At 36.2% G+C, this 13,120-nt stretch carries 13 protein-coding genes and 2 pseudogenes; all 15 read right to left on the minus strand.

What is annotated here, in order from left to right; all coding sequences use genetic code 11:
- Nucleotides 1–4 precede the first annotated feature (4 nt).
- A complete protein-coding gene (locus ABWU74_RS02990) occupies nucleotides 5–469 on the minus strand; it encodes a phage baseplate assembly protein V (protein ID WP_353289415.1) in 465 nt (154 codons plus the stop codon).
- On the minus strand, nucleotides 456–935 hold the full coding sequence (locus tag ABWU74_RS02995; RefSeq protein WP_353289416.1) for a hypothetical protein: 480 nt from the start codon (nucleotides 933–935) through the stop codon (nucleotides 456–458). Before ABWU74_RS02995 ends, ABWU74_RS02990 begins: the two co-directional genes overlap by 14 nt.
- A complete protein-coding gene (locus ABWU74_RS03000) occupies nucleotides 932–1,438 on the minus strand; it encodes a phage tail protein (RefSeq protein ID WP_353289417.1) in 507 nt (168 codons plus the stop codon). Before ABWU74_RS03000 ends, ABWU74_RS02995 begins: the two co-directional genes overlap by 4 nt.
- 1 nt (nucleotide 1,439) lies before the next feature.
- A complete protein-coding gene (locus ABWU74_RS03005; protein ID WP_353289418.1) occupies nucleotides 1,440–1,745 on the minus strand; it encodes a hypothetical protein in 306 nt (101 codons plus the stop codon).
- A gap of 82 nt (nucleotides 1,746–1,827) precedes the next feature.
- Nucleotides 1,828–2,832 (minus strand): major capsid protein, encoded by a 1,005-nt coding sequence (locus tag ABWU74_RS03010; protein ID WP_353289419.1) that lies wholly within the window; start codon nucleotides 2,830–2,832, stop codon nucleotides 1,828–1,830.
- Between the two features lie 43 nt (nucleotides 2,833–2,875).
- The gene (locus ABWU74_RS03015) at nucleotides 2,876–3,244 is read right to left on the minus strand and encodes a head decoration protein (protein ID WP_353289420.1); all 369 of its coding nucleotides are present in this window, start codon (nucleotides 3,242–3,244) and stop codon (nucleotides 2,876–2,878) included.
- A gap of 74 nt (nucleotides 3,245–3,318) precedes the next feature.
- A pseudogene (locus ABWU74_RS03020) lies at nucleotides 3,319–4,363 on the minus strand (S49 family peptidase).
- The gene (locus ABWU74_RS03025; RefSeq protein ID WP_353289421.1) at nucleotides 4,360–5,778 is read right to left on the minus strand and encodes a phage portal protein; all 1,419 of its coding nucleotides are present in this window, start codon (nucleotides 5,776–5,778) and stop codon (nucleotides 4,360–4,362) included. Before ABWU74_RS03025 ends, ABWU74_RS03020 begins: the two are co-directional and overlap by 4 nt.
- Nucleotides 5,775–6,419 carry a glycoside hydrolase family 25 protein gene (locus ABWU74_RS03030; protein WP_353289422.1) on the minus strand — a complete coding sequence of 215 codons (645 nt, stop codon included), beginning with the start codon at nucleotides 6,417–6,419 and terminating at the stop codon, nucleotides 5,775–5,777. The genes ABWU74_RS03025 and ABWU74_RS03030 overlap by 4 nt, the downstream gene beginning before the upstream one ends.
- 1 nt (nucleotide 6,420) lies before the next feature.
- Nucleotides 6,421–6,645, minus strand: coding sequence for a gpW family head-tail joining protein (locus tag ABWU74_RS03035; protein WP_353289423.1), 225 nt, complete (start codon nucleotides 6,643–6,645; stop codon nucleotides 6,421–6,423).
- Between the two features lie 13 nt (nucleotides 6,646–6,658).
- Nucleotides 6,659–8,002 (minus strand): IS110 family transposase, encoded by a 1,344-nt coding sequence (locus ABWU74_RS03040; RefSeq protein ID WP_262986668.1) that lies wholly within the window; start codon nucleotides 8,000–8,002, stop codon nucleotides 6,659–6,661.
- A gap of 244 nt (nucleotides 8,003–8,246) precedes the next feature.
- A pseudogene (locus ABWU74_RS03045) lies at nucleotides 8,247–10,090 on the minus strand (phage terminase large subunit family protein).
- Complete coding sequence (locus tag ABWU74_RS03050) at nucleotides 10,087–11,571, minus strand: ankyrin repeat domain-containing protein (RefSeq protein ID WP_353289424.1); 1,485 nt, start codon at nucleotides 11,569–11,571, stop codon at nucleotides 10,087–10,089. Before ABWU74_RS03050 ends, ABWU74_RS03045 begins: the two are co-directional and overlap by 4 nt.
- A gap of 19 nt (nucleotides 11,572–11,590) precedes the next feature.
- Complete coding sequence (locus tag ABWU74_RS03055; protein WP_007549853.1) at nucleotides 11,591–12,061, minus strand: hypothetical protein; 471 nt, start codon at nucleotides 12,059–12,061, stop codon at nucleotides 11,591–11,593.
- 132 nt (nucleotides 12,062–12,193) lie between these two features.
- Nucleotides 12,194–12,664: a Holliday junction resolvase gene (locus ABWU74_RS03060; protein ID WP_353289425.1), complete on the minus strand. Its 471-nt coding sequence runs from the start codon at nucleotides 12,662–12,664 to the stop codon at nucleotides 12,194–12,196.
- Between the last annotated feature and the right edge of the window lie 456 nt (nucleotides 12,665–13,120).

Below are 13,120 nucleotides of genomic sequence, written 5' to 3' on the forward strand. Positions count from 1 at the left end.
CCAATTAATTAAGTTCTATTCTATCTGCCTTCAATTTTATTCCACTTTTTGTCATCTCTATGCTCGATCCCCCAACCTTCAGTGTTATTTTATCTACTACTTCAATCTCTAAATGATGTTTATCTTTATCGTATGACAACTTTGTTCCATCTTGAAATGTTAAGCTACTCACCTCTTTTTTATCTTCTGGAGCAGAGTACTTTTGTTGATATATTCCAGGAAGTACTACTCCTAAAGATAATTCTCCCAGCGGGGAAAGTATAACTACTTGCTCATCAATATCTGGCGGAGACCAATTTCTATCTTTTCCTGCTTTGCTCGTTATCCATGGTAAATAATCTGTTAAAAATTCTCCTATTTTAACTCTTACTTTTGCTTTTTCATAATCTATTTCTTTTACCAATCCAATACGGATAATATTCGCTAATTTTCTATTTAGTTCTGAAATCGCGAAACTATGGTCTAACATGCACTTCACCTATCTCAATAACATGTGGCATTATGCCAGTTGACCATACTGATTTACCTAAATGAAGCTGATGACTCCAATCAACCATCCACACCAAATACGCATCTAACTCCGGCCTAAATCCGTCAATTTCCGCAGAGATAAATTCTCCCGGTGAAACATTTTTCACGTTCCAAGTATTTTTATTCACTACTCTTGCTACTTCTGCTGCTAATGTTCTGACAATAATAGGGGCATTTTCTATTGTGCTATCAATCACAATTCGTGCTTCAAATCTTGCTTTCAGGGCTAATTCCTCTGTTCCAGGATCTTTTCCCGATTCTAAACTCACAAGCTCTACAAATAACGCTGGTGCTATCAATTCTTTTCTTATTGCTGGATAAATTTCACATGTCTGTATTGCTGGTATTTCTTCCTTTAACGTAGTACAAATTGTTTGATGTAAATCTGTCCAGAACTTTGTCATATCTTTAAAATATAGTTTAGCTCATGCTTAAAGTATTTCTCAAACACTCTCTCACTCTCATAATCAACAAGGTCTTTTATTATTCTTGAGCCTTCAGGTTCCAGTGGTAGCTTTACTTCTTGTATTGGCAATGCTGCTCTTCCTTCACGTTTAAACATACCGCTATTTCCTTTTGGCATAACTGCTGCAAATCCTCCTATAAACTCATGCTTTCCTACTTTCGATCCTCTTCTTGTTTTTTGTATTTTACCAATTGTCGATGCTCTAATGTCATAGAGATTTGCTCTAATTAACACTTCTAATCTGCTAGTTTTCGCCTTAAAAATTCTTAATCTCTTTCTTATCAAACTTAATTTTATCTTCTTTTCCTCACTAATTTCTTTTGCTGTCTTCAATTTTAGCCATAGTGCTGTTCTGTTTAACGCTCTCACTATTGCTAATTCTATTTTTTTTCTTTTAGCATTTACACTTTCTATTACCTCAACTTCTATATGAACAGACATTTTACACCCCAGACGCTTTTATTTTCCACGTTATTCCAGACTTGTCTCTAAGTGGCGGTGAGTGTACTTTATATCTTCGATCACCTATAACAAAAACATCTCCTACTATTGGCCTTAACACATCAAACGCACTTACTTCTAACGCTAAAGTTTCTTCCACAAATTGTCCTTCACCAATCTCGTATAATTTATCTGGCTGTTGCTTTAATACTTGTACCATGTATGACTTATCCTTTGATTTATACAAAGCCACTTCTCCTAAATGGACAAAACAATCTTTTAGTAATCTCTTAATATTCTCTTGCATTCTTTCATAAGTATGCTAATAAGTTATACACTAGTAGAGTCCTCTTGTGCCTCACCAACTTGTAGTTACTCTACCAGTATTGTTATGCTGCAACGACTTTTACTAATGTTCCTGGTCTGTGGCACATTGGCAATGGATTTGACTGCGTATGTAAATCAGTTCCTCTATCAAACCTCCTTGGTTCTTGTTTTGCATAGAGTGGCTGTCCAAGAGTATTTACTGTCTCATTAAAGTCTGCTGGTGCAAAATATGTTGTAAATGTGCTCGCTGTTCCTAGTGGAAAACAGTGCCCTGTATCTTTCTCAATAAATCTTCTCACGGTTCCTTCAGGGTCAGTTGCTTGCCCTCTATATTCTTCAAATGTTATTCCACAGAATGTAAATCCTGATCTCATATCATTTCGAAGTGCTGCTCCTTCTTGCCATCTCTCATATGCTTCTTTTACTTTAGCATGAGAAGTTAGTGCATCAAAAAACTCAGGGCTTACCAAGGCATGAACTCCTGTCATATATTCACCACTTAGGTTATCTTCTATATGCCGAAGTACTTCCAGACACTTACGCTTTACATCAGTTGTTGCAGTTCCTAGTGCAAAATTTACTACTTTTGGCGTAATTTCAAATTCGTTGTACAGATTTAGTAATTCTGACCCATCAGCATCTAAAATTATTCCTTTCAGCGCTCCCATCCGCAAATGCTCCAACGTTATTGCATGTTTATTTCTCATTAGCTGCAAATGGTCAGTTATTACATCTGCCAGCGCTTTCAGTTCACTTTCTGATCCAAATGCCCTTATTCCTTGTACTTCTTCTGGCAGCACTACATCATCATGTGGAATATGCGGAATCGTAAACGTTCTTACCTTTCTTTTGCCACGTTTTCCTACTGTTGCTGGTGCTCCAGGTAACTGCGTTGGTAGTAAACTTAAAACTCCGTTATGTTCTTCTATTGTAATATGTCTAAATCTTACTGACCTATTTGGAAACAAATTTAGATTTTCAACTCGTCCATAATTTATCGGCAATATATTCATCGCATTTGTTAGTGCTGTCATACTAAATGCTGTATTTGTAAATGGATTTTGCATTTTTTCTTTTCCCCCTTTGTGTTTTTTATTGTTTAATATAGCTTTAGACCGCTTTACGGATAATGATTCCTCGTGCTTCAAGTTGGTTTATTGCTGCAGCTTTTTGCTCTTCAGTGATACCTGTTGGCCACACAATTGCATGATCTGCTAGCATTGCACCACGAGCAATAATTACTCCTTTACTATTTTCCTTTGCGTTTACATCGCTTGCTATTACACCTATCGCTGTTTGTGTCCCATCTGTGGCAGTTGGATTGATTATCCTAATCATGTTGTCTTTATCACGACTAACAACTGTTCCTAGCTTCAGATTTTGCCCCTTGGCTACTGTTATCTGATCTCTTGAATATAGACTTGATGCCTCATACTTTAATAAGTCACCTAGATTATTTTGTTCGGTTATACATGTCATATTTCCTTTTCTCCTTTTTTTATTTTTTTACCGCCATATTTGTGGTTGTTATACACGGCGGTTATACACATACTTTAAATGTTTGATTGCGCACGACTTTTCGCTACCTGCATCATCAACTCTTCTCCTGAATTCTGTGGTATTGCACTCAGTATTTCTGTCTTCTTCGTTCGTTCTGCTAGCAGTTCCATTAAAACTTCCCTTGCTTGCTCAACACTTACACCCTGCTCAATAAATTCTCCTATTTTCTCTGGCATTCGTGATAAGTTACATAAACGTATTAATTCAACAACTTCAGTACGATACTTAGTTAAATTATCAGTTTTTAGGTCAGTTGTAGTTTGTTCATTCATAGTAATACTCCTGTTTATTAATAGATGAAAGAATTGTAATTTCATCCGCAAGGCCTATCTCTACTGCATTTTTACCAAAATAAAGCCCTGCTTCAGTATTTTTTATTGCCTCTACAGAGAGGTTTCTATTCCGTGCTATTAGCTCAACCAGCATTCCATACAAACGATTCACTTCGCTTTTCAGGTTTTCTAAACTTTCAGAAGTTATTGGCTCATGCGGATTTAAATCATTTTTTCTACTTCCTGCAAATACTGTGGTATATTTTATCCCCTGTTTTTCATCAAATTCACTTTGATCTATATGACTTGCTATTACTCCTATACTCCCAACTCCTGAAGTGCGGGTGAGAAAAATCTTTTCAGCGCTAGAAGCTATAGCATATGCAGCAGAGTACGCATCATCGTTTGTTATTGCCACAATTCTCTTTTTTGCTCTTGCACTGTAGATAAAATCAGCTAAGTCGAAAATACCGTTTACCTCTCCTCCGGGACTATCTATGTCCAGTAAAATAGTCTCTATACTACTATCTTCTAATGCTTGCTTTACTTGTACTTCTATTTGCTCATATGATGTCATCCCGAGCATTTCATCAAACGCACCCGGTTTTTTAGTTAAAATGCCATGTATCGGTATTATTCCTCTTTCACTATTTCTTACTGCATGTTTTATATTTTTAAAGATAGGCTGCTTTCCTGTTTGTAGTGACAGTAACTCAAAACTCCTTGGTTCTACCATTACACATCTGTTTAGCCATTGTTGTTTCATATCACCTCTTGATTTGCAGTAACCTCAGAATCAAAACTTAAGCCCAGTTCGCTTGCACGTCTTTGATCTTCTGCTATTTCTTGGTCAATTTCTTCAACATCGTAACCCATTTCTGATACTACTTCCGATCGACTCTTAAATCCATTCCTTACTGCCATTTGCTGTGCTTGCTGGTCTTTCAGTGGATCCACCCAATCAAATCCCTGTGGTATCCATTTTACTTCTTCTTTCGCTGCTTTTACTACTTTTTCATCTATACCCAGTTCTCCACAAAGCACTGCTAATTCTAGCCATCTATTCCAAATAGGTCTACAAAACTGGAACACTATCACGTTATGCTGTAACATTGCACACCTTCTGCGAAACTCTATCAGCCCTGCTCGAATGGATGAATAATTAACACCTGTTAAATCTCCTGTTAGCTGCTCATATGTTATTCCTGTACCTATTGCTATTGCCCTCAGTTGCTGTCTCATGAATGCTTCATAACTTCCTCCTACGTCTGATGGTTCTGAAAATTTTATGTCCTCTCCTGGGTCTAAAAGCTGCATTGTTCCAGGTTCCAGGCCAGATAGTGCTACTCCTTGCTCACTTGCTTCACCTTCTCCCATGATATTTGCTTCTGGATCGAGTCTCGTAATAAATCCAGCAAACATTGCTGCAGTTTTCTTTCTCACCAGCTCTGCATCATCATATTGATCAAGCTCATAAAGCTTCAGCAGTATATTAGAAAGCCAAGGCTCCCCTCTGATTTGCCCAGGTCTTAATGGTCTATAAATATGTAAAACATCATTTGCTGGCACTCTCACTGATTCACCAAACGAGCCTTCACCAGGGTGTTCTTTAAATAGGTAATATGCTTCTCTTTGCCCAAGCTTGTTAAACTCAATCCCGTTTCTTATTACATTACCATTTCCTAAAGTTTGATTTGTTTTATTATCTAAATGTTCAGACTCAAGTACTTGCAGTTGTAATGGCACAGAAAATCTATCTTCCAGCTTTCTCGTTCTTAAACGTACAAAACATTCTCCTCCCTCTATCATACTTCTGCATACTAGAGCTTGTAATCCATAAAAATCACTTACTCCGTTACTATCTGCTTCATCTGTCCATTTTAGCCATAATTCTTGCACCTTCTTTCGAAATTCTCCATCTCTTGCTTTTGATTGCGGTTTTATTCCTGTTCCAATAGAGTTACTTACTATTGTATCAATAATATTTGCTGCATATGGATTTTTTCTCACCATGTCACGTGATCTACTACGTAAAGTTTCAAGGCTATGAGAAAGTAAACTATTTATACTTCCTAACTCTGGTTGAAAGTGAAAAAATCTTCTTCCTGAGCCTGCTCCATCCCATGCAGAACTTTTGATTTTTGGCTTGTTAAATAATTGTTTGAAATTTTTTAGCATCATACTAACCAAAATTCTCTTAATTCTTTTAATGTGCCGTTAAATTTATTTCTGTCACATTTTCCGATTCCACTTACTTCATGTGGCTCTGGACCATTTTTACCGTCGGTGTATTGCCATAAAATCCACTTATTCCAGCCTTGCGGTAAAACAGGTTGATCTCCATATCTTGCTATCCATAATGGACATTTCGTCAAAATTGGTGTGGCAAAATCTTTCAAAAAATTAGCACCTCCATACACTAAAGGTAAACGCCCTGTTTCTTCTTGAACTTTTTTAATAAAATCTTCTGCTTGTCTTGGTTCTATATTTTTTCCACTTTCGTTCTCTTCAATATCAAGAACAACAATTGTACTTTTAGTTTCACCTACTGTTTCTAAAAAATGGTTAGCTTGATCTCTTCCGTTTTCTCCTATTCCAAAATGATATGAACCCCATAAAAGTCCTTCCTCTTCAGCGGCTTTCCTTCTTTCTGTATACGTTGGATCTACGTATTTTAACCCCTGGGTTGCTTTATGAATAACTCCCAATATCCCATCTTCTCTTGCTAATTTAAAATTTATGTTTTCATTCCAGTGCGATAAATCTATTACTGCATTTATAATCATATCTGAGCTCACTTTAATCCTCTTGCTTTCTACCATCTCATATCACTCCTTTATTTGTTGCAAGAACAATTTTCCTCTTTGGCTTCATGCCTGCAATCTTGAGTTCAGCTTTAATTCGTTGTCTTAAGCTTAGCAAGTCATTTATCTGAACTTCAGCATATCTCACAACATGGTCACCATATGCAATTGATACTACTCGCTCTCCATTTTGTAGTTTCTTTATCGCTTCTTCGACTTGAATTAAATAATCTTCGTTATACATTTATTGCTTGCTTCTAAGAAACTTCCCCTATCAGCTCATCTTTTTTTATCAGGATATAACCAAATTCATTGGCTTTTTTACCCAGATTCTTTACTACTCTTTCCTTATATAACTTTTCATAATAATCCATTCCTTTTTCTACATATTCTTGTCCACATTTTAGCATTTGATAAAAAATACATGCTAATTTTCTTGCTGTAGCAGTTATTGCTTTTGGTGCTCCCAATCGATTTTTCAATCTTCTACAGTACGCACCTAATGCACTTTTACTGTGCAACATAGAATAACCAGCAAGTCGAAAAGCATTTGCAGCACGGTTAATTACTTTACGAGTTCCACTTCTAATCACTCTTTCTCCTGTAATCCTATTAAATGGACATAATCCCAACCAAGAAGTAAAATGTTTTTCTGATGGCCATTTATTAGCATTAAGACCAACTTCTGAGAGGATGGTCTGTATATTTGATGTATTAAGCCCTGGAACTTTGGTGAAATCCATGCCAGTTATTCGATACAATTCTTCGTGTGCAGCAAAGTTTGGTTTGTTTCCTGCAGACCTCTTTACTTTACTGCATTGCTTATTTTCATTTGATCTTGTTTCAAGTGTTTTATAATAGTTTTCCATACTTTTATCACATTCTTTTATTTGCTCTTGAAAAAAAGTATATGCTTCGTATTCTTGCTTTAATGTAAACAAATGCTCTTCTCTATAGTCACCTGTTAGTGCTTTTGCTATGGTTGATCTGTCATTTTTTATTCGTCTATCACTCAATTCAGCCAATCTATTAGAGTTTCTTTCACCCGCAATTATTGCTTTAATGATTCGCATACCAGTTACACCTGTAATATCACTAATAACCTTGTGTAATTGAATGTTCATTTGAATTAATGCTTTTTGCATACGTTGAGTGTGTACAGCTGCACTTTTTATCAGGTTGTCATGTTGTCTATTATAACCACGTAGTACACAAATTTGGTTATCAGGCCTAAATGATCCTTGAAGTAACCCATAGCTATGTAATTGCTGTAACCACTGGCAATCTTGAACGTCTGATTTTCTTCCAGGTACATTTTTTACATGTCGTGCATTTACCAGTTTAACTTCGAATCCATATGATTCAAGTATTTGAAACAAAGGAATCCAATATACTCCTGTTGATTCCATGGCTATCGTTCTAACTTCACACTTTTTCAACCACTTTGCTAGGTTATGAAGATCTACTGTAAAGCACCCAAATTTTTGAACGCGTTGTTTATCTCTCCCTTCTGGTACGCATGCATAATGTACAGATGAACCAATATCAATCCCTGCTGCATTAGGATTCACTACTTCTAATTTACTTTTTGCTTTTGCCATATAAAATCCCTTATATATACCTTATAGTGAAGAAGTGCTTTAGCTTGGGGCGGTTATATTACACAATCTTCTAAACGAGGTAGCTAAGAAGCTCCATCAATGGTTTGACCGTCCCTTCCAAAATCATACTGATCCACGGGCATTTATTGCACCATTGCGAACTCGATTATAACTGCAGAAGCACTTCTTCATAAAATTATATCCAAAAATTACTGCAATGTGCATTAGGACGTTTCTTTCTGGTTTAACAGATTTTGTCTGTTCCGGTGCTGATCCACTTACTTTTCACTATTTTCTTTGATTTTTTACTTTCTGGTTTTTCACTTAAACTATTCCATTTACTCTCTGGCCATCTGTCTACTCCCAGTGCTATTGATGCTGCTCTTGCGTAAATTCGGCAATCTAATACTTCATTTCTTTCTCTTACTTTTTGCCACTCTTGTTTGGTGTATCCTTTTACTACCTTGCTGACTAATTGCTCTGCCGTTAGCTGCTTAAAATACTCAGGTACATACTCGGGAAAATGACAATACCCTGCTGGCACTTTCTCTTCTTCTTTTAAAACATTAAGTAATTGAAAAAGTTCTGACTTTAATATCGATACTCCTACTGGCCATAGCTTTATTCCTCTTTTCAGCTTTTGCCCACCAACTGTTATATCTACTCTGCTTGGACTGCTAAGTGGTACTAGAGCTTTATTTACACCTTTGACTGCCATTACTCTTCCACAGCCTTGATGACCTCTTACCCAATTGTATACTTCTTGCGTTGCATATCCAGCATCTACTGCCATCATACTTATCATATATTCAAGCCCATTTTCACCGATAAAATGATGTTTAACAGCTCTGAAAGCTTTTTCCATACTTCTCCACTTCCTGTATCTCCTTCAAATACTCGGTAGTCTATTGACCAACTTTCACGGCTTTTTCCCCATGCTACAACTTCTACTTCTAACCGATCTTTTTGAACATCAACACCTGCAGTAAGTACCACTTCTCTCTTAGGTACTGTGCCTACGGGAAAAAATTCTCTTCTGTTGAATAATTGCTTCCAGTCTGGTACTTCTCCCTTATCTACCCAGGTTTCTCCAAGCGTTGTGTTGATCCAAACTTTCAGTAATTGTTCACTTTCCCTTGCATGCAGAAAATCTTCTACTGCTTGTTGCCAACTATACCACCCAACTGGGCTATAAAGACTTGAAAGGTGAAATCCTATTACTTTGCTATTGTGTACTTGATTTGTAGCTCTCCATTCTCCACGGTCTAGCATCTCTGTCTTTTGATGATTTTCTATTTTGCCGCTACATTCAGTGCAGACATAATGTGCTGTTTTTGAGTCATTATTTTCCCATTTTATTTGTGACCACTTTAATACTTGGTAATAATTACAATGCGGACAGGGAACAAAAAAGTACTGCTTATCTGTTGCTTCAAATTCCTTCTCAATTCTACTTATTCCATGAATCGTTGGTGTTGATACTAAAAAAATCTTTCGACGTGCAAATGTATTAGTTCGAGCAATACTGAGCAGTACTGGATCACCTTCTCCTCCTGAATCTCCTGGATAGGCATCTATTTCATCAAGAAAGAGATATTTTACTGGCATGGATCTAAGTCCTACACTGCTATTCGCTCCAGTTATTACTACTATTCCACCTGGAAACTCCTTACTTTGTACAGTATTGCCTGAGTCTCTTGATCTTGGGTCTTTTACTTTACTCTTTAAACATGGTGTACTCTCTATCAACGGTGCAAATCTTCCCTTCGACCAACGTTTTCCCATTTCAACTGTTGGCTGTACTACCAGCATTGGACCTGGTGTTTGATCGATGATATAGCCTATCCAATTGTTACCAGCTTCTGTTCCTCCAATCTGCGCTCCTTTCATGAATACTATTTTCTCTGCAGTTGAAGACGGAGATAGTGAATCCATGATTTCTTTAAGGTATGGCGTTCTCTCTGTTCTCCATTTTCCTGGTTCTGATGCTGCAGTTGCTGCTAAAACTCGATACTCATTCGCCCACTCTGATACTTTAAGTTGCGGATCTGGTCTTAAACCTTCAGAAAAAGATGTTGCGTATATCATTGCCTGCATCTACTCATAACTGGTTCTATCTCAACATCATTAACAGTAGAACTACACTCTTCCAATTCCATAAACATCTTTTTCTGAAATTCGTTTTCTATATATCTTTTGCTCATCTCACTTATCATTATTGCTATAACAAGCGCAAATACCCCTGTTATTGTTGCAAAAATGATTGCACTGCTTATTGCTGTTACCGTTAAACCTATATATGCTGCCATTGCTACTGCGCTAACTGTAATACAGATACAGATAATATTATTATGTTTTTTCGTCCTTTTATCTGCTATTTCTCTCTGTGCTGTATATTTATTATGAAGGGTTGGAAAATTAACAACGGTATCTTTGCAGAGCAATGCACCATTTTTTTCAGTAAACAAAACTTTAAATAACTCTAAATTGTTTGATTTGATTGCTAAATGTAAAACAGGTGTATAATTTGCTCCTTTTTTCAGCAATAACTTTACTACATGTAAATGCCCTTTTTCTGCAGCAAGGTAAATCGGTGATAGACCTTTATTATTTGAAATATCAATATCAATTTCTTCTTTTAAGATAGACTCTACAAGCTCAATTTCTCCTTTTTGTGCAGCTAAATGTAGTAGACTATTCTTTTCAGAACCGTATTTATTACTTATCAAAGCCTTTTTTATCTCAGGTTTAGCGTAATCAAATGGTGTCTTGCCGCTATCGTCTTTTACTAGAGGGTCTATATCTTCTCGCGTTAGTAAAACTTCTATTGTTTTAAGTCTTTCAGCGTAATGTAGTGGTGTTTTATTTTCGTAGTCTTGCAAATTGACTTGAGCATTAGGCTCCTTTATTAAGCATTTGAGAATATCAAGACATAAGTCTCTTTCATCGTAATTAGTATTACTTGCAGCTATATGAACAGGTGACAATTTCATTGAGTTTTGTCCTATGCGCGCGCTATTTACATCTGCTCCAAGCTTCAGCAGTAACTTTACTATCTCCAATTTTTTGTTATTAACTGCATAGTGCATTGGTGTCTGATTCCGTGCATCAAAGACATCAATTTCAGCATTTCCTTCTTCTACTAAAATTTTGACAACATTTCCATGTCCTATGCCTGCTGCTAGATGTAATGGAGTATGATGCAGAGCATTTCGTGCATTAACGTCAATACCTTTTCTGATCAAATATCTAACTGCATTAACTTCACCTATCATTGCGGCCAAATGAAGTAAGCTATCTTGTTCTGACCCGTATTTGTTATTAATTAGCGCTTGTAATATTTCTGCTTTTTTCCCTTCTTTAGCATAGTCAAGAGATGTTTTACCATCATTATCTTCTACGAAAGGATTAATGTTCTTCTTCGTGAGTAACAAATCTACCATGCTTAATTCGTCAAATTCTATAGCGCAATGTAGTGGGGTTTTTCCATTTAATCCTCTAACATTAACATCTAATCCAGGTTGATTAATGAGACACTTTATTAACTCCAAACTTAAGTTATCAGCCATTTTATATTCAAAATCTTTTTTATATTTGAAATTTAGTATTAGATAATTCTTGGAGTGAGTTTGTAATCTCTTCAGTTAGTACCATATGAATCTTTTCAGTGTCACTCAGTGATGCAAGCAGCGCTGAAACTCTATTTGGAATATTAAGTAAATTATTACGAACAACTCTTGCTACGTTAAATGCTTCAGTTTTTACCTCTTCAATTGACACAAATTTGCCTATTTCAGCTTTCACTTTAGCTTCCAAAAGTTTACCACGCTCGGTTTCATTTTTTATTCGCGTTTTTAGCAATATCGTTGAAAGTGTTTCTCCGCGCTCTTTTCTCCTCAGTGGTTGACTTGGATCTCTTATTGCTGCTACCGCTTCATTTGCTTGTTCTCGGTCAATAAGTCCATCTTCCAGCTCAACTATTCCTTTTTTTACTAAAGAACAGACATATTGCCTCGAAAATCCTTTTTCCCTTGCCCACTCTGCTTGCGTAATTCTCACCTTTTTTTCTCCTTTTTAGCACTGCTCAGCTATAATTTCGTAAGTAGTTAACATTTGAAATATCTCTGACGCTAAAGAAGGCCTGGGGTCAGGACCACCAAATCCGCCAGCATGGCCGGAAGGACCCACTTTTTATGATGTTTTTAATATATTAAAATCTTTGCTAAAATTCATAACATAGAACATTAAAGCTAAAGAGTCCGCTTCATTATCATCCATTGGACAAAAACCCTTTTCCTGTACTGCCTCAATGACATCAGCTTTACTTGCATTACCCTTGCCAGTTATAAAACGTTTAATAGTCTTAACCGAAACACCTTGATAGGAAATATTGCTTTCCTCACACCAAGCAGAAAGGTGTGCTAAAAACCCTCCATAGATATGTGCAGCATCAGTTCCTAGATGTCTTCTCACTTCTTCAAAGTACACAACTTCAATACCTGGAAATTTATACTTAAGTGCATTAAGCCAATTACGAAAGTTTAAAAACTGCACTCCACCACCACTAAACCTGCTAACATGAAAACTCTTACTTCCACTTTGTACTATTCCATCATGTAAAATAGTCCAACCAGTTTGTTTACCAAGATCTAGGGTGAGCATTTCCTTTCAATTGCCGAGTACATATATATACAAGATTTGAAAAAATTACGTCCAAAAAATCTTTAATTTTCGAAATTTTACAACTAAGAACTAACATGAAAACTCTTTTACAGCCAGTTTGTTTGCCAAATCTTTCAATTGCCGAGTACATATATATACAAGATTTGGAAAATTTTCGTCCAAAAAATCTTCAATTTTTGAAAAATTTTTTATAATTCTTGAATTTGAAAACCTTCTAAACATGATTTTTCTACTTCTAGAGGTTTTTTATTATTCTACTTTTATATTTTATATGTTTTTATATATGTGTATATTTTTATATATGTATTATATATATTATATATAAGGGTTTCAGGAAGCTAGAATCCTCCATATTGGCGGACTTCAGATATGCCGTTCCTAGGAACGGTTTTAGGAACGCATGGTGAAAACCCGCCATACAGGCTAGTTCTAGAT

The organism is Wolbachia endosymbiont (group A) of Paraperithous gnathaulax (assembly GCF_964028485.1).
In the GTDB taxonomy this organism is placed as follows: Bacteria; Pseudomonadota; Alphaproteobacteria; order Rickettsiales; family Anaplasmataceae; genus Wolbachia; species Wolbachia pipientis.